Origin of the sequence: Paracidobacterium acidisoli (assembly GCF_003428625.2) — a bacterium.
GTDB lineage: Bacteria > Acidobacteriota > Terriglobia > Terriglobales > Acidobacteriaceae > Paracidobacterium > Paracidobacterium acidisoli.
The window spans coordinates 81,580-98,514 of sequence record NZ_QVQT02000007.1 but is presented as its reverse complement, the minus strand read 5'-3'; the positions used below and the strand labels follow the sequence as shown (position 1 = coordinate 98,514).

Sequence of the window (16,935 nt, the reverse complement as noted above, 5' to 3'; positions counted from 1 at the left end):
GGGAGCCAATCTACCCTCGCACCTTATAAATATTCTGTTACAGTTGCGCCGAAGACCAGGCAATTCGACCTCATCAGAGTGCGGTTCCCGCTCAACCCTCTTATCCCCTTAGACATAGATGAGACAGGCAATGTGTGATGTGGAGTGGCCCCTCAGCCGCCACAATCGGCCTTTCTGCAAGTTTTTTCACTGGGCGAGGGTAGTTTAGGGGTGATTTTTCACTCTTTAACAATCGAGGAAAAGCATGTCGGGCGCCCCCCACGACCGACCAGTGGCTGGCCTGTACCTGCGCTCACGGCCCAGCTATGCGTCGACTCGGAGTAACTATGGACGGCCAGATCGCCGTCCTCGCGGTAGCGGAGAAGGGTTCATTCGGAGCCGCAGGCAAGTATCTCGGCATCGGAAAGTCCGCTGTGCGTAAGCGCGTTCAGAGCGTGGAAGCAGAAATCGGGACGCCGGTGTTTCTGGTCGTGGGTAGACGGATGGTGCTGACTGAAGCCGGAAGTCTCTATCTACTGTCAGCGAAAGAGTCCGTTAGGCAAGCATGGCTCGGACTTGATCGTGTGCAGGCATTTCTTCGTGCGCAGACGAACGACCTTCGCATCGGTTACTCGACCTATCTGAACACGAAGCTGCTTGATATCGTGCGCCACATTCATCCGGACGGTAATGGTTCTTTGTCCGTAACGAGAGAAAGCCTCATGACACATCAGATCGTCGAGGGCATTCTCCAGGGTGATCTCCATGTCGGGTTCGGAATTCTGCCGATTCTCGAACCTGACTTGTCTGCCCGTCTGCTCTTTGAAGAACCATTGATGGCCTGTTTGCCTGTAGGCCATCGCCTCGCAACAAGGTCCTCGATCCGGCCAGAGGATTTAGCGGACGAACCTCTGATTTCAGTCCTGAGGAAGGTGCTTCCGGGCAGGCACGATGACATCGTGGCGCACTTTGAGAGCCTGGGCATTTCGCTCAAGTTCTCATCTGAGGCCTTTTCTTTGAAGGAGGCCCTGTGGCTCGTGACGCAGAACGTCGGCATCGCGCTGATGACCAGATTCTCCGCTATGTCCCACCGTTACGATGTCGTGGTCAGGCCGCTTTCCGACAGGCTGCTCACGGTGAAGAGCGGGATATTCACTCGCCGGGATCACGACCAGAAACTCATAAGTGACTTTGTGGAATTGGCATTGGCTGAAACTGCCGTTCTGCGGACAAACGTGAATTGACCTGGCAGCTCAACTGCCACAACGACCACTCAACCAACTTTTCGGAGAGTTCACTCATGCGCTGGCCCCATCTCGTTTCTATTGCCGGTCTAATCACCCTCGCTGCGTGCAACAGTGCAAAGAAGCCAAGCGACACAAATTTTACTACGGCGATCAATGAATATCTGACCAAGCACGGCGAAGCCTGCACGGTGATCGGCCGGCAGTTTCCCATCGACCTTCCCCGGTCGGAGCAAAACGAACAGTATGGGATCGGACCAAAGCTGGCGGCTCTGGAACAGGCCGGCCTGGTGCAAGCGACCGAGACGACTGCAGTGGTTCACGGGATGCTCGATCCTCTGCGCGGTTCCGGCCCCGCACAACCTGTGAAGAGGTATGAACTAACGGAGTCAGGCAGGAAGTATTTTCACCAAATCCCCGGCACGTTCGGACAGACCGACGGGTTCTGCTATGGGCGGAAGAGCGTCGATGCAATCGTCAAATGGACCGAGCCAGCGAAGGTGGGTGTTTCGTCACAGAGCGAGGTCACATACACTTACAAACTTGTGGACTCTGCTCCGTGGGCACAGAGCCCGGAGGTACAGCAGGCGTTCGCAGACATACGAACAACGGTCAATGGCGTATCCAGGACAACCGAGGTTGCTGGGCTGCAGTTGACTAGCAAGGGTTGGGAAGTTCCGGGGCAATGACTCCCGCAGCATGATCCAAATCACGAGGGACGCGCATCGGCATGTTCTGCCGATGTGCGAATCTCTGTAACGTGACGCCATCCATCCTGGTTCACAACTTGCACGATCATATCTATGGACCGACCACATTCTTCCTCTACATCGTGCAGCGGGACACCGTCTCCTGAGCCGCGCATCGCAAGCTGCGCCAGACGCCGGAGCGCATCCGCTGCGCTGTTGGCATGAATGGTTGTCAACGATCCGCGATGGCCTGTATTCAGAGCATCGAGGAAGACCCGTGCCTCCGGTCCACGAATCTCTCCTATGATGATCCGGCCCGGACTGTGACGGAGAATGGCCCGGAGCAAATCGGAGAAATCAATCTGGCTTTTGTGAGTATCAAGTTGGACCTCGGCAGAGACAACGTGGGGCTTATTGATATGGAGTTCGGCGACATCCTCAATGATCAGGATGCGTTTGTTATCCGGTATGAAGGTAGCGAGCACATTAGCGAGCGTGGTTTTTCCTGATGAGGTGCTTCCAGAGATCAAGACGTTGTCTCCCTGACGGACGTGTTCCGTCAATACTTCGGCCTGGGCTTCGGTGAGCGCCTTCCGTTCGATCAGGTCATGGATCGTGAAGTTGCGCCCGGTATGCTTACGGATAGTCACCATCGGTTCTGGATTGACGACCGGCGGTATAAGGGCCGCCATGCGGCTGCCGTCAGGCAAGCGAAGATTCAGGATGGGGGAATCTGCATCGAGCTTTTTGCCGAAGCGATTGGCGATGACTTCGAGGCCCGTCATCAAGGCTCCGTCGTCAAAGCGAACGCCAGACTGCCGAACAATGTCTCCGTTCTCTTCGATCCAGACCGACCCATCGGGATTGACCATGATTTCGGAGATCGTTGCACTCCTCAGTAGATGTTCTATTGGCTTCAGAAAAGGGATGATGACCTCGAAGCTCATTTAAGTGCCTCCTTCTGTATCGCGCCTGGCTCGAAGTTAATCTGCTCCTGCTCGAACCAACTCATCTGCACGGGCAGGAAGTCCGGCTTGAGATAGCAGTATGTCGGCGGCAACGGGCTGACGCCATCGAAGGCCACGACCACGGATTGCGCATTCTTGAGATCAAAAAATATCTTCTCCTCAAAAAGCGGTTCCTTGTGCTTCTGATACTGCTTAGAGGCGGAGACGGAACCTTTGCTGGAGGATGTCCGTCCCGAGAGCAAGCCGACATTGGCGTTGGTGGAGGACTCGGAGACGATGTAGCTGATGTGGGTGCGGTCCTCTTTCCCGCACAGCTCGGATGCGTACCGAGCTGTCTCCGGGTCTGAGGTCGTGAGGAAGATTTTCGAGCGAAACGCTTGGAGCAGCGTCTTCACACCCTCATTGGGCAATGCTTCCTTAAGGCTCGATACACTCTGCGTAGCGACAATCGGGATGCACTTTGGCTGTCGGGATAAACTTAAAAACCTATCATCCCCGGTCGGGTTGTCGCCGCCGACTGTGGCGAAGTTCTGATATTCATCGCAGATGAAAACGGTAGGCCGGTAGTGCCTATTGGGTTCTGCATCCATCCTTGGGATGCGCAACAGCACGGCCCGCTGGTAGTCCACCTTCATCATGGTGCCAATAGTCTTCGCAAGTGCCGGGTTCAGGGCGACAGGAAAGTTCAGGCCCACGACTGCACCCGACTCGATCAACTCATCGAATGGAGGCAGGACACGACCGTTGGGATCTACGGCACATGGCTTGCCGTCATACAGTTCTTTCGGCGGGCAGAAGACGCGGCGGACTTGCGGGTCTGTCTCGAATAAGGAGAGGAACACGACGATACCCTGGATGATCGAGGTCTTGATCTCGGAACGAAAGAACTTCCAGTGCTCCCAATACCAGTACCGGACACTCTCGAAGCGTTCGCGCTGGTCGGGACGGTAGGGTTTGCGGGTGTAGACACCGAACTCGGCGGAGGTTTGCTGGACCAGCAACTGCTCTAGCTGCTCCGTCCAACCGGCAAGATAGAGGTCGGCGTCCTGTCGCCACTCGAAGCCGAGCGGAGACAGGATGGACTCCTGTCCGTGATATGCGTCCTTAGCGATGCCGATGTAGCTGGCGGTGCTGAAGCGTGAACCAACCTCCGACAGCATCGCCTCCAGCGTGCCCGCGCTGATGACGGTGCGGAAGAGATCGACCATCGTGAGGTATCCATCGCGGATGCGATGAAGCAGGATGACGTGCCGCATGAGGTCGGTATAGGACTGCTGCCAGAACGGCTCGCGGCCCTTGCCCCATATCGAGGTAATGATGGAGGCGATGTTGAACGCCTGCGCGTAAGGATCGAGGGAGTTATTGAGCGGGTTATAGCGAACGTCGCCGTCGAGCGACACTTCGACATAGTCCTGTTCTCGCCCGCACCATTTAAGGATGCGCTGAAGCTGCCGGCAGAGGTCGCCCTTGACCTCAAGGACGATGCCGGAGAGTTTGCGTTCGGGGTCGTCCGCGCGATAGGAGAACAACTGGCGCATTGCCGGCAGAATCAGCCCATAGGTTTTTCCTGAGCCGATAGAGCCGAAGGAGGCGATGCCGGTATAGAGGCCGCGCTCAGGGATCGTGAGCCAGTATGGGAACGGGCCGGGATTCGGGACGAGTTGCCGATGCACCTCACCGAGGATGAGAGATAGCTTCCGGCGTGCGCGCGGATCGAGATAAGTCGGAAGGACGCCAAGCGCCAGCTCTGAATCCTTCCTGTAGAGGTGGATATATGCCAGCGAGAACATGAGCGAGAAGAACAGGAACGGCGTGGTGTAGAGAAACAGGTCGTAGCCGTGCGCCAGCGCGTGGAAGATGGGCGGGCGTTCGTAGGCGATCAGGAGCAGCAAGGGATCGTCGGCGTGGATGGGATAGAGGCTATGGAGAACGATGCCGCAGGCCGTGCTCAATCCGAGCGACAGGATCAAGCGATGCTCGACTAACAGCCGGACGTACTTCTGAAGGCGTGGAGACTCACGCATACGGTATTCCTCCTATGCGTGGGCTGCGGTGCTGGTTGGCGATGGTTCGGGCTTGGCCGGAGATTGCTTGGCGCTGACGGCGGGCCGTGAAGCAGTCGCGGCTGCGCTGGCCTTGTACTTCTGGAAGTCCTCTTCATGGGTGAGCGCGAACCGCAGCAGTTCATTGACGACATAGTTGGTTTCGTTGTTCGACCACTCCGCCATCAGCTCGATGTCATCGGCTACGGTCTGGTCGATGGAAGATTGCAGCTTCGCGCGTCGAATCCTGCTGATGCCGTGCTCCAGTTTAAGTTTGCTCATGGGTATCTCCTGTCGATGAAGTGTGTATCTGATGTGGATCGGCGATGGATGCTGAACTGACCCGGTTTGTATCCAGCGCAGATGCGTGAAATATCCGCGCCGGATATGTGATGTACGTGGGGTGGGAGCGACCAGCGCGGCGGAGCCGACGCGGGAGGTGCGCAGCACCGGGTCGCTCCCACCCCACGCACATACTTTCCCTGACCCCATCTACCCGCGTAACTCGTTGTACTTGCATCGGTAAGCTCCTTTTGTGTGAGTCCACTCGCGTGCCCGCTATCGTGCCCGCAGCCCCTCGTGTACTGGCTGCCTATGTTCCATCGCCGAAGTGGGATAGCCGTACGGCAGAACTACGGTGGAGAACGTCGCACGCATGGACGTCTGAAGAAATCGCTGCCGTATCTTCTCCTCGCTGGTGCTTCCCAGCTTCCACGCCGCGTAGAGAGCCTGGTGTTCGAGCGAGGCGTAGAGGTTCTCTCCCTCCCGCAGAGTCTGCAGATCACTCGAAAGAACGCCACGCCCACCCACCTCGGACTGCTGCCGGACCCCGAGAAACCGGATGAAGTGATCGACACCGAGGGGCGTCATCGGGGTGACGCCGCGCATCCGGTCCGCAGGCAGAAAGCGACCGAAGGCAGCTTTCGCGCGGTCCGAGTTGCTCTCGTTGTCGGCGATGAAGACTAGCTCGAACTCGCCGAGCGCGGCAAACAGCGGATTGTACTGCTTGAGGTATCGCTCGAAGCGAGTAGCGGTGACCTGCCCCTCGTCGAAGAACGTGAAGCGTGGAACGCCAGCGTTCGAGACGAGAATCGGAAACCCATCGGGGAAATACATGAGGCGTCCGGCGTAGCTCCGAGGCAATAACTCGGAGCGGACGCCACACTGCGTGGTAAAGAAATCGACCTTGCCCGCTTCATCCTCCAGAATGTTCGCGCTCAGGCGTGCGAGGACGAAGTCGAGCACCATGAGCCGGGCCTTAATATAGCTATCACCTTTAAGGCGCCGGTTCTGTGAGTCAGGCCTCCCGACCGCTTCATAGACCGGCTTCGAGGCCAGATGATAGATGTGCCTGCCCTGGCCGCACTCGATCACACGGAGATGATGAAACCGGGATGCTTTCTCAAGGAAGCGCGTGGACATCGCTCCGCGATCGCACTGCGCGAACTGGCTGTACTGCCGGCGCAGGAAGTACCCGGAGTGAATGGCGACCAGATACAGGAACGAGGCTTCTCGTTCGAGATAACCGATAGCTTCGAGCGATGAGATTGGGTCGTAGTCCATCGTCATAGGTCCAGAATGTCCTCCATCAATCCGTGGTCGTCTTCGATCTTGGCGGTGAGTGAGGCGCGGTCGGAGGCCGATGCGTAAGCGCGGAAACCTGCCTGCGCCTTGGCGCGCAGGTGACCCGCGTGATACGCAGCCGTCAATACCTCGATGTCCTCGTGGCCGGTACGGGAACCCTGACTAGCGTCCTGCCCCTCTTCGCGCGGGAGGTCGTAGTCGATCCGCGCGTCGGGAATCTGAATCTTTCCATCGACCAAGGGGAGCTCTAACCGCTCGGCCACTTCCTCTTTGATCTCTGCCATGTCGCGCTTCGGGTCTGCTTTGCGCGCCGCGTAGATGGCCTTCTGGACATCTGCTTTCATCTCGAAGTCGAGGCGCACGCGCAGGTTGCTACCGCCTTTGTCCTCGATGCGTTCGGCTTCTTTACGGTAGGCACGGTAAATCTGCGAATCGTGCTCGGCCTCGCGCGGCTTGACCAGGCCGGCGTAGATCCACTGGTCTTTGGGGAGGTCGCCCTGCTTCAGCAGCAGGCGGCGACCGTCTTTGGTGAGCGTGACAACCTCGGCACGTTCGATCGAGCGCCGTTGCCCGTCGCGGCGCAGATTGATGTGCGTGGTTTCGACCAACCCCTTGTCGCGGAGATAACGGAGGTCGTTCTCCAGTGGACGGGCTTTGCCGTTGTAAAGCGTCTCGCGGAGGTCCGCCGTGCGGACGACGCGAAAGCGGCCAGCCTCGCGCAGGAGTTGTTTCTCCTCCGAGCGCAATTCAAGGCCGACGACGTTGCCGGTGGCACGCGCTGGACGGCGCGGGTCCGCCGAGGCAACAGGGCGGCGACGCTCGCGCGGAATATCGCGCGACTGTTCCGCACGCTTGCGAGCCGCCTGGGGCTGCGGCCCGCGAGGGTTCGCAGGGCGTTGCTCCAGAGACTTCAGGCGATGGAGGATGGGGTTGTCCGGCACTCGGCGGGCGATAGTGTGATTGCTGGATGATCCAGAAGTCGAGTCGCTCCCTTCGCGGCGCCGGGGCTGTTCCTGCGGAATATCCAGCCTCATGCACCCTCCTCCTCATCGGCTCGCTCCGCAGGAGCAGACGCAAACTCAATCGAAGCCTGAGCAGAGGCGGATGAAGTGACGCGCTTCTTAGCGCGCTCGCTGACGGAAGAAGGCGGGACGTTTTCGACAGAAACCGGCGATGCCTTCGAGCCTTGGCCGACGACACGACGCACGTAGTAATCGGCCACGCGCGTGAAGCGGTCCATCTCTTTCTCGGCGGCCTCGCGCATCGCGCGGACCTTGGCGACAAGGTCCGGCGTGCGGTCGAGGTATTGATCTTCACTCATCGCTACTGTCCTTCCTCATCCCCGAAGCGCGAGCGTATCTCGTCGGAGAGCTCGTTCTTCCCGGTATGTATCTCCTGGTCGAAGTGCCTGAGCTTGCGGCCTGTGTCGCGCAGGAAGAACTTGCGCTCGATCCAGATGGTGAGGCCGAGAATATTGGCGAAGAGCAGAGCGCAGTAGAGCGCGATGCTCTTGAGGTAGCTGTGGACGATCAGGCTGCGCCACGGAGTGAGGAAGTGCAGCGCGTGCATGAGCCAGAAACCTAGCGCGAGAAAGATGAGTGTGGCGACGAAGGTAGCATTGGCAATCATCGGTGTCCTTTCCGCCGCGATCGGTGCGCGGCATTGTCAGAAGAAAAGCGGAGAGGCGTTAGCCTCTCCGCTAAAGGCGACCGACGTTAGGTGTCGCTGTCGCTGAAATCGACGAGGGCATCGGGGCGGTCCAGTCGCTGGATGTGTATCGCATGGACGGTGTCAGTGGTTTTGCTGACCGTGTGGGACTCGCCCGCGATGACGACCGTGCGAGGCTCGCCTTGATTACGCAGCTCACCTTCAACTTCCAGGTAATCGCCGCGCCGCATCCCGCGAACCATGCCGCAGAAGAACGGGCCGGGGCAGATGATGCGATGCCAGTCGGTGCGTGGATTCCACTGGTTGTTGCCGAGGTCCCACACACCGGAGACAGTTGCCAGCAGCAGGACCGCGAACGAATCTTCTTTGATGTGGTCGGACGAGGGAGCCTCGGCATCTTTGCCGAGGAAGCCACGGAGCTTGACGGTGTTTTCAAAGAGTTGCATAAGTCACCTCCCGAGGGAGGACAACGCGGCCTAAGCCGCGTCATCCTCCCTGACCGGCTCGGCGTCGGGGTTCCCGGCGCGTGAGCTCTTGGGCTGCTCCAGCCGCTTCACGTAGCTGGCGCGTACCTCTTTGTCGCGGAAAGTCACTTTTACCTTGTTCTTGCCCTGCACGATCTCCTTCGGGTATTCGGTGGTGAACTGCTCGCCTTTCACCTCCACGTAGTCGCCCTTCTTCAGGTTCCTCGCGTGTTCGGCGGGCTGGCCGAAGGCGACGATGCGGTGCCATTCGGTGTGGTTCACCCACTCGTTCGTCCGCTTGTCCTTGTAGCCGGACTTAGTAGCGACCGAGAAGACCACGCAGGTGCTCTGGTTCTTGGTTGCGAAGCTCTCGGCGTCCTTGCCGACGAAGCCCTTCACTTTCTGCTCGTTTTCGTAGAGTGCCATTGCTTTTCTCCTGTTTGTATTTGCCCGAAGTTCCCTCGGGACACTCTTGCGCGAAGCGACGCGAGTGTGCCCCGCTCCCAAGGCCGAAGACGTGCTTTTTCGGAAGGTTCGGAAAATCTTTTCTTTCCGCGCTCTTTGCGGAAAGAGCCGAAAAGATTTTCTGAAAGCCGAAACCCGGAGGGCGCACGCAGTGCGAAGCAGAACGGCTAGGCCGCCGGGCGCGGGATAAGCACCGAAGCGAGTGACCGAGGGAAAGCAGGGAAAATACGGGAGAAATGGCGCTCTATGGAAACGGGTTGTTCGGTGAAGGCTCGTTGCCCAAGACGCCGACGCAATCAAGGAAGCAGAAGAATCTGCACTGGCGGTCTTCTCGCTACCAAGTCCGACTGCAAAAGCGGAGAGCGGGTGAACTACAACGATCTCCACCTCCCATCGGCCTCCGCTGCCTGCCATGCGAGGAACCTGTTTCCGGGCGACGAAGTGGAGGGCGAGCTGTGCGCTTCCGATACGGAGGTCGGCGACGGCAAGAATAAAACCGTCTCCCCGCGACAAAGAGGTACGCGCCAGTATCATCTGCTGTGCCCACGAGTTCATGCGTCCTCCTCGACGCCGAGCCGGTCATGGAGGATCGCATCGACCGCTTCGATGCGTTGTCCGATCCACCGCATGACGGGAACAGCCATTGAATTGCCGAGCGACTTGTAACGCGGCCCATCGGATGCGAGCTTGCCGCGGTACTCGGCCAGGGTGTAGTCGTCAGGGAACCCCTGCAGGCGCTCACACTCACGCGGGGTCAGCCGACGCACAGCCATCTGCTGCATGACTCCGTCGAACTGGTTGCCACCGCCGCGCGAGCTGTTCAGGCTTCCGTGTACCGGACGCTCTCGAAACTCACCGCGCTGATTGCTGCTGACGGCGACGGCTACCTGGCCGCCACCATTGGCATGGCTGGCATCGTGTCCCATGCCGCGCAGCGTGGGCGAGATCTCATCGGCGTCCGCGCCGTAATCCTTCGCGGAGAAGGCGACATAGCTGTTGCTGCTGCCGCCGGATGCCGCACGCACACTGGCTGCGTCTGCCGGTTCTGGCATGGCGCCACCAGCGCGTCCGCGCAGATTGAACGCAACCGCCTGGGCACCTCCACTCTCCAGAGTGTGTGCAATATGATCTGAGAATCCGGCTCCATTGCTCTGCGTGTGAGCCGTCATGATGGCGACCGGAACCATCGGCACACCGCGTCCTGTACCGTCCTCACTGGCGTCGAAACCATCGGCTGAGAGCGCGTGCGCGATCAGTGTCTCAGTCTCGTAATCCTGCCTGCCCATGCCACCCGCGTTCAGGCAGTGTGAGACATTTTCAGTGCTGGGAATCAGGCCGCCGTCGATATCGAAGTGCGATCCCGGTCCGCCACCGCCATGAGCGCGTGCGCTAAGGGTGGGGGCAATGTCTTTCCTCGCTTCTCGGCGCGGCGGAGGATACCCCGACAGGCTCGACCGCTCAAGTAATACCGCTGCGGCAGCTCGCCAGTTTCCAGCACATCCGACAACGAAGACGCGGCGCCGTCGCTGGGGTACTCCGAAATACTGAGCGTCAAGAATTCGGTAGGCGATCCCATACCCGAGTTCGACCAGCATCCCGAGGAAGGCTCCAAACGTGCGTCCGTCGTCGATCGACAGGACTCCGGGGACGTTCTCCCACACCAGCCATAAGGGGCGGAGCCTGCCAGCAAGCCGAGCAAATTCGATGGTGAGGTTGCCACGCGGGTCGTCCAATCCTGCTCGCTTACCGGCGATGGAGAAAGACTGGCAAGGTGTGCCTCCTGCCAAAACATCAATTGATCCGACATCGTCTGCTCCTATGCGAGTGAAGTCTCCGGCATTGATGACAGCGCCATCGGCAGGCAGAGCAAAGATGTTGCGAATGGCTGCCGCGCGCTGCTTCGCCTCTTTGCGCGACGAAGCGTCATGCGGACTCGGCATGTGAACGGGCCGCGATGCGCGATAACGCGAGCGCAGAAGCCAGCAGCAGAACGGGTCGATCTCGGCGAACATCGCGGGCTCCCAGCCGAGAGGTTGCCATGCAACCGAGACGGCCTCTATCCCTGAGCACACGGAGAGGTATCTCATTCGCACAACCCATATCTGGACTCGCAGGCCGGCGGCGGCAGGATGCGGAAGAGGTTGCTCTGCCTGCCGCCGTGGTCGGTCTTCGACCAGGCGACCACGTCGTCAATCCAGTTGATGACCATGCCGGGGACGCACGGCGCGAAGAATGTGCGTCCTACCTGTTGTTCCCACGCGCGGACCTTGTCGATCATCTCCGGGAAGCGTGTTGCCCAATTGAGCACATCGTCTTTGCCGGAGTTGATGCACGGAGCACAGCCCACGCGCGTGAACCCGAGCGAGTACAGAGGATTGATCTGCTCTTTGTGCAGGCGGACGTAGTCGAAGCACATCTGCTTCGACCAGTCATAGACGGGGTTGAATAACTCGCAGTCGTAGAAGTCGTCCCACTCAAGCCACTGGCGGTCGGCGCGTGCCAGCGATTCATCGCGGCGCACGCCCGAGAAACGGGCATAATTGCCGTCGGGATACGCCGCGCGTAGCCAGCGGCGTATCGGCTGCAGCTTCAGTTTGTCAGTGCAGAACTGACGCTTGCGCGATGGGAAGATGCCGCGTATCTCGGCCATGCGAACGAACGTCAAAGGCTCGTTGGGATCGAAGCCGCGTTCCGCCGCGGTATCGACATCCATCCACATATCGCGGACGATAGCCTGGATGCGCACGACGGGATGCACATGCTCGGAGTACCAGCCGATGTGCTCGATGGTAAGCGGATGCTCGTTGCCTCCTGCATCCGAGTTCACGAGGATTACGCAGGCAGCGCCGTAGCGGTTCAGCATGAACCGCGCGGCAGCCTGCGAGTCGATGCCGCCTGAAAACCCGCCGATGTAAAGAAGCTGGCTCAAGCCGCGCTCCGTGATGCCGGTCCCGGTTTGTGCTGGCAAAGCACACGAAGGGCGGCGAGGATATGAACCATCGAGGTGTTACGGCCATAGAGCACGATGTCCGCGTAGCGGACGGGTGCAAGATCCCCCGCACGGTCCACGAGCAAGAGCGGCATACGCGGCGCACACTCGAGGATGCTGTGGACCAGGCGACCGGCAAAGTCGCCCTGTTGTGCATGGATGAGCACGCCGCAGGCGGCGAAGCCGCGCACACTCACCCTTAGTGCATCGCCCACTTCGTGGGCCGCGATGACCTCATAGGGGTGCAGGCGCAATGCGAAGGCCGTCGAAGACAACAGTTCGCGGTCGGGGCAATAAACGAGGACAGACTTCTTCGCTCGCATCGTCGTCAGTTCCCGAATGCCTGGTCTTCGTGGATATAGCTGATGACGACGCCGAGCGGATTGGTCAGCAGCATCGCGTTCGGGACTTCATCGCGGAAGCCATAGACGACGTTTGCCGTCCAGCGTTCCTGGCTCTGCTCCTGCTGGTCACCCGGCGAGTAGAAGACCTTTTGAAACTCGATGTGGGCGCGATACGGCGCCTGCCGCGTGTCATCCAGTACCACGGCTTTGATCTCGATGTCTACATTGGCCGCGCTGGGGTCGAGCAGGAAGGTTTCGAGCGTCTTGGCTTTGTTCACCCGCACGAGCGTCGCCGACTGCATTTCGTTCGAGAAGAAATTGAGGGACTCGGCGAAGTCTCGCTGCAGCGTGGCGTGATTGCGCCCGTAGTACAGCTGCGCCCAACGAGCGAGGTAGTATTTGCTGACGCGCTCGACGGGCACATGAGAGAAGTCGGCATAGTTCACGACCTGGCCACGCCCGATGTCGGAAACCGAGATGACGAGCGGCTTCAGCCGCAAGGCAGCGGTCTGTGCTCGATAGAGAAGCGCAAGCGAAGCGAGCGCGACGACGGAGAGCACAAGGAGAGCGACCTTGAGGTAGGTGTTGGTGACGACCGGCTCGGCGTACAGCTCCAGAAACTTGTGGCCGGCATCTGTGGTGGCGAAGGTGGTTTGTTTAGCCATCATTAGTTCCCCAAGAGGTTGACCCAGGTGCCCACGCGACCGCTGAGAATCGACGCCGTCAGCTCCGGTATCTTGACGAGGCCGTAAATGCAGACAGCAAGCGTGACCAGCAGGGCAGGCAGGATGGTGAATGCGTTCGAGATGCTGATGGTCCCGATAACCTGGAACATCGAGGCCAGCACCTTGGCGAAGACATAGATGAAGGCCGAGGCCACGACCTGATAGAAGCTGAAGCCGATGAATGCCTTGAGCCAGCCCCAGAAGAGCCAGTCCATCTTGGGCACGATGAACCACGGAATGAAGATGGGGCCGACGAGCACGCAGACGGCTGCGGCGACATAGCCGTAGGCGATGACGCAGAAGGCCGTCGCCTCCATCGCCGCAAGGATCACGACGATGAGCAGATAGGTCAGATCTTCGAGGATGTTGAAGCTGCCCGGAGGTGCGCCAAGTTGTTGCTCGGCGCCGGTAATGGTGTCGGCAATCTCCTGCGTCTGGCTGGACTCGATCTGGTTGGAAAGATTCAGACCCTCTTTGGTGATGAGGTCCGAGAAGCTATAGCTGGTGCCGGGGATGGGTGTCGAGTAATAGGTCAGCATCCCGAGGCCGAAGGCGATCATGAGGATCAGGTCGGCGAATTTAGCGAAGTGAAAGCCGCCGTGTCCCTGTGAAGCGGACAGGGCGGATTTCACGCCGAACCAGACGATGAGGATCACTGCCAGGCCACGGAAGATGTCGAGTCCCGTGGCCTGGAGTGTGTTGCCCTGCGAGGAGAGCAACTGGGTAATGGCCTGTGAGAGCGCCGAAAAGACGTTCTGTCCCATCAGTTGCTCCCGTTAAGGCTGAGAGAAATGTTGTGGAGCGAGGTGCTCACGCCGCTGTTCAGGTTCTGCATGGTGGTTGGAAAGTTCTGCTGGAAGTACACAGAGTTGTTAAGGGAACGGTTCTGCGTATCGATCTGCTGTTTCTGCGCGAGGAGCTGCTGCTGAATCTCGGCGGAGAGAAGCTGGTTGGTGTCTTGCTGCGAGTGAATCTGCAGCAGCGTGGCGGAGTTGATCTTGGCGAGCAGCGCGTTGGTGCTCTGCTGGCTGGAATCGGTGGAGAAGGTATCGGAGTCAAGGTTCGCCAGCTTCGTGGCGAACGCCTGTTCGTTGGTGCGGATGGTGCCGAGGGTCGAGAGTGTGTTGGTGGTTGTCGTTTGCGCCAGCTCGGAGGTCGCGTACTGGTTGGCGACGGTGGCCTGGGTACGGGAGTCGAGGGATGAGTACGCGCCGGAGGGATAACTCTGCGCCTGCACGAAGGCGCTGCTGTATCCCTGCTGCGCCTGTGGCAGAGCGCCGAAGTTGAGGGCGTTCACGAGCGGTGAGGTGTTGCCATAGACATTGGGCGGTGCGGCAAGGCTCTGCCACTTCGCCCAATCCGCCTTATACCTGGCTTCGAGGTTCTGCGGCATCGTCGCCATCTGGTAGGCGAGGTTGTACATGGTGACGACCTGCGTGCGGGTCTGTTCGGCGGTCGTGTAAATCTGCGCCTCTTTGAGGAGGTGCTGCTGCCAGTTGTTGAGCTCGGTGGCCCACTTCTGGAGCTGCTGCTCCCCCTGCTCGATCTCCTGAACAGCGTGGGCGCTCTGGGTAGGGTCGTAGACGATGCCGCTGCCAAACTGCGCGTGCGCCATCGGCGCGAGCGCGGTGAGGACGGCGAGGATAAGGCCATACTGCTTGATTGACTTCATGGTGAAACCTCCGTGAAAACGGTTAGGAGAGTGAGTTGAAGAGGGCCACGCACATCACATGACGGGTGACATATCGTGGTTCTCGTAGGCGGGCAGAAGCATGTCCTGGGTGATGTAAATCTTGATCCGGTGACCTTCGCGGATGGTGATGGCGGGCGGGATATTAATGAAGCGGTCGAGCACGTTCGCGCTCGACTGCGAGAGGCTCGAAGCAATACCGGCCTTGTATGCCTCGGTGCCGGTTTCGTTGTAGCCCTGGTTGGCGTTGGTCGCCTCGGCAGCGCCGGAGATGATCCCGAGCGCAATCGACGCGCCGAATATCTCGACGTAGTGGTTGTTGATCTTGTCCTTGACGCCGCTCTCACCCGCTTGGTCGAGACCGTGGAACTGGTCGAGGTCAACCGAGTATTTGTCGGGCATGAGCATCCGGTGGAAGGTAAGGGCGAGGCGCTTCTGGCCGAGCCCTGACACCTTCTGCGCGGTGCCAAGGATGAACGTGCCTTCCGGGACCAGAATGTGCTGGCGATCCTGGGAGTAGACAGGATTCGTGACCATCACCTTGACGTCTCCGGCAAACTCGCCATCGAGACGGTCCACCAGGACAGTGTCGATGGTCGTGCCCTCGAAGACGGCATAGGGCTGACCATGCGCGGCGTTCAGATTGACCTCCGGCGCACGCTTATTGGGGGTCGCGGCGGAAGTGGAGGAGGCCTGCGTTGGCAGGGTCGGCGGCAAGCTAGAAGAGCGAGCCGGGGAGTTGTCCGGGCTGTTGGACGATTCCGCCAATGGACGCGAGGCGTTGTCCGCCGGCGTGACAAGATTGGAAGCAAAGCGGGCTTTGAAGGCCATTGCTTTTTCGGCATCCGCGACAGGATCACGGGGTGGTTCCGTAACCTGGGCCGGCACAGGCGGTGGCAACTGCGCAGCAGGAGCCACGACGCCTGGTTGTGCAGGATTACTCAGATTCGTCATGCTTGCCGGTGACGCTGCTGTACCTGTCCGCTGAGTCGTAGCCTGCTGCTGAATCTGACGCTGATCGGCGCTCAGGTCCTGTTCCAGCTCCTGAATCTTTCGCTGGTTCATGTCCGTGGACATGGCGACGGGAGCGGACGCAGCGCCCTTAGCAGCAGGTTTCGCATGGTTCTTCGAGAACATGACGGCCATGAGGATGAGCACGGCGAGTCCGGCAACAACGTAGCCCTGCGCCTGCTTGGGAACGACGCCTTCAGGCCGGACGCGCTTATCGCGTAGGCCAGAAGCGTTCTCCTCTGCCGGGGATGTTGTTTGTGACTCCGTTTCCGGCGCTGCGATGATCTGTTTGTTGTCGGTCATCACGCCCCCTTATTGCGCCTTCCGTTGAAAGTCGAGCTTGCGCTTGCCGATTTCGAGGTAGCCCTTATCGACAACGGTGGGGATGACGTAGGTGCCGTTCTGCAACTGAAAAGTGATGAGGTCTGGCTTGCCATCTTTGAGCTCGTAGATGGAGAACTTTTCGGTGGCCGACGACTTGATGTAGGTGAACTTGTCGTCGTGATAGATGGCGGAGACGTCGAAGGGGCTTTCGTTGTGGAAGGTGTAGTCGAACTGCAGCGCCTTCGTCGGGTACTCGGAGCGGAACTGCTCGACCGCTGTGGCGGCGCGGGTCTGAGCGATCTGCGCCGCGGTGCGAGCGACCTCCACTTCACTGGCGGGGACAAGCTGCCGGACGCCGTTGGCGGCAGCCAGCGAGGACGGGTCGGACGGCTCGATGACGACCTTAAGGTCGGGGTCGCCGGACTCGACATCGTCGAGCACGAACGAATACACCGTACCTTTATCGGTGATGAGGTTGAGATTGGAGTGAATGCCTTCCTTGGCGGGGTGCAGGAAGCAGTAGTTGCCGACCGTGTCGATGATCCAGAAGTCTTTGTCGCCGGTAGCGACTTCGAGAATCTTCTCTGTGCCAGGAAGCTGGATGAGTGTGGTGTAGCGCATCTTGGCGCGCACGGAAACGATGTCGTTGGCGTGGTACTTGACCAGGCGAGCGGTGGTCTGCTGGCCGTGGGCCACGGTAGCGGCGAGGCCGAGCAGCAACGGGACGATGGGTGAAGGGCGCATGGTTC

The 16,935-nt window shown here is 59.5% G+C and carries 19 protein-coding genes; 2 read left to right on the top strand and 17 right to left on the bottom strand.

Annotated elements, in window-relative coordinates; all coding sequences use genetic code 11:
* Window positions 1–326 precede the first annotated feature (326 nt).
* Window positions 327–1,223, top strand: coding sequence for a LysR family transcriptional regulator (locus D0Y96_RS18390; RefSeq protein ID WP_158562482.1), 897 nt, complete (start codon window positions 327–329; stop codon window positions 1,221–1,223).
* A 56-nt stretch (window positions 1,224–1,279) separates the two neighbouring features.
* A complete protein-coding gene (locus D0Y96_RS18385) occupies window positions 1,280–1,912 on the top strand; it encodes a hypothetical protein (RefSeq protein WP_117302940.1) in 633 nt (210 codons plus the stop codon).
* A 20-nt stretch (window positions 1,913–1,932) separates the two neighbouring features.
* On the opposite strand, the gene D0Y96_RS18380 is transcribed toward D0Y96_RS18385, so the two are convergent.
* The 17 genes from D0Y96_RS18380 to D0Y96_RS18300 form a co-directional block, all read right to left on the bottom strand.
* A complete protein-coding gene (locus D0Y96_RS18380; RefSeq protein WP_117302932.1) occupies window positions 1,933–2,859 on the bottom strand; it encodes a TadA family conjugal transfer-associated ATPase in 927 nt (308 codons plus the stop codon).
* Window positions 2,856–4,904, bottom strand: coding sequence for a type IV secretory system conjugative DNA transfer family protein (locus D0Y96_RS18375; protein WP_117302930.1), 2,049 nt, complete (start codon window positions 4,902–4,904; stop codon window positions 2,856–2,858). The genes D0Y96_RS18380 and D0Y96_RS18375 overlap by 4 nt, the downstream gene beginning before the upstream one ends.
* 12 nt (window positions 4,905–4,916) lie before the next feature.
* Complete coding sequence (locus tag D0Y96_RS18370) at window positions 4,917–5,204, bottom strand: hypothetical protein (protein ID WP_117302928.1); 288 nt, start codon at window positions 5,202–5,204, stop codon at window positions 4,917–4,919.
* A 276-nt stretch (window positions 5,205–5,480) separates the two neighbouring features.
* Window positions 5,481–6,491 (bottom strand): hypothetical protein, encoded by a 1,011-nt coding sequence (locus tag D0Y96_RS18365; RefSeq protein WP_147325136.1) that lies wholly within the window; start codon window positions 6,489–6,491, stop codon window positions 5,481–5,483.
* Entirely contained in the window at window positions 6,488–7,540 is a 1,053-nt protein-coding gene (locus D0Y96_RS18360; protein WP_117302923.1) for a hypothetical protein, read from the bottom strand. The genes D0Y96_RS18365 and D0Y96_RS18360 overlap by 4 nt, the downstream gene beginning before the upstream one ends.
* Entirely contained in the window at window positions 7,537–7,827 is a 291-nt protein-coding gene (locus D0Y96_RS18355; RefSeq protein ID WP_117302921.1) for a hypothetical protein, read from the bottom strand. Before D0Y96_RS18355 ends, D0Y96_RS18360 begins: the two co-directional genes overlap by 4 nt.
* Before the next feature lie 2 nt (window positions 7,828–7,829).
* Window positions 7,830–8,135, bottom strand: coding sequence for a hypothetical protein (locus D0Y96_RS18350; RefSeq protein ID WP_117302919.1), 306 nt, complete (start codon window positions 8,133–8,135; stop codon window positions 7,830–7,832).
* An 86-nt stretch (window positions 8,136–8,221) separates the two neighbouring features.
* Window positions 8,222–8,620 carry a single-stranded DNA-binding protein gene (locus tag D0Y96_RS18345; RefSeq protein WP_117302917.1) on the bottom strand — a complete coding sequence of 133 codons (399 nt, stop codon included), beginning with the start codon at window positions 8,618–8,620 and terminating at the stop codon, window positions 8,222–8,224.
* 30 nt (window positions 8,621–8,650) lie between these two features.
* The gene (locus D0Y96_RS18340) at window positions 8,651–9,064 is read right to left on the bottom strand and encodes a single-stranded DNA-binding protein (RefSeq protein WP_158562481.1); all 414 of its coding nucleotides are present in this window, start codon (window positions 9,062–9,064) and stop codon (window positions 8,651–8,653) included.
* Between the two features lie 590 nt (window positions 9,065–9,654).
* Window positions 9,655–11,115 (bottom strand): DNA cytosine methyltransferase, encoded by a 1,461-nt coding sequence (locus D0Y96_RS18335; RefSeq protein ID WP_199480455.1) that lies wholly within the window; start codon window positions 11,113–11,115, stop codon window positions 9,655–9,657.
* A gap of 71 nt (window positions 11,116–11,186) precedes the next feature.
* On the bottom strand, window positions 11,187–12,032 hold the full coding sequence (locus D0Y96_RS18330) for a phosphoadenosine phosphosulfate reductase family protein (protein ID WP_117302913.1): 846 nt from the start codon (window positions 12,030–12,032) through the stop codon (window positions 11,187–11,189).
* Window positions 12,029–12,415: a hypothetical protein gene (locus tag D0Y96_RS18325; RefSeq protein WP_117302911.1), complete on the bottom strand. Its 387-nt coding sequence runs from the start codon at window positions 12,413–12,415 to the stop codon at window positions 12,029–12,031. Before D0Y96_RS18325 ends, D0Y96_RS18330 begins: the two co-directional genes overlap by 4 nt.
* A gap of 5 nt (window positions 12,416–12,420) precedes the next feature.
* Window positions 12,421–13,101 (bottom strand): VirB8/TrbF family protein, encoded by a 681-nt coding sequence (locus tag D0Y96_RS18320; RefSeq protein ID WP_158562480.1) that lies wholly within the window; start codon window positions 13,099–13,101, stop codon window positions 12,421–12,423.
* Between the two features lie 2 nt (window positions 13,102–13,103).
* Window positions 13,104–13,925 (bottom strand): type IV secretion system protein, encoded by an 822-nt coding sequence (locus D0Y96_RS18315; protein WP_117302907.1) that lies wholly within the window; start codon window positions 13,923–13,925, stop codon window positions 13,104–13,106.
* The gene (locus tag D0Y96_RS18310) at window positions 13,925–14,833 is read right to left on the bottom strand and encodes a hypothetical protein (RefSeq protein WP_117302904.1); all 909 of its coding nucleotides are present in this window, start codon (window positions 14,831–14,833) and stop codon (window positions 13,925–13,927) included. Before D0Y96_RS18310 ends, D0Y96_RS18315 begins: the two co-directional genes overlap by 1 nt.
* 54 nt (window positions 14,834–14,887) lie before the next feature.
* On the bottom strand, window positions 14,888–16,165 hold the full coding sequence (locus D0Y96_RS18305) for a TraB/TrbI/VirB10 family type IV secretion system protein (protein ID WP_117302902.1): 1,278 nt from the start codon (window positions 16,163–16,165) through the stop codon (window positions 14,888–14,890).
* A 9-nt stretch (window positions 16,166–16,174) separates the two neighbouring features.
* Entirely contained in the window at window positions 16,175–16,930 is a 756-nt protein-coding gene (locus D0Y96_RS18300; protein ID WP_117302900.1) for a TrbG/VirB9 family P-type conjugative transfer protein, read from the bottom strand.
* Window positions 16,931–16,935 lie beyond the last annotated feature (5 nt).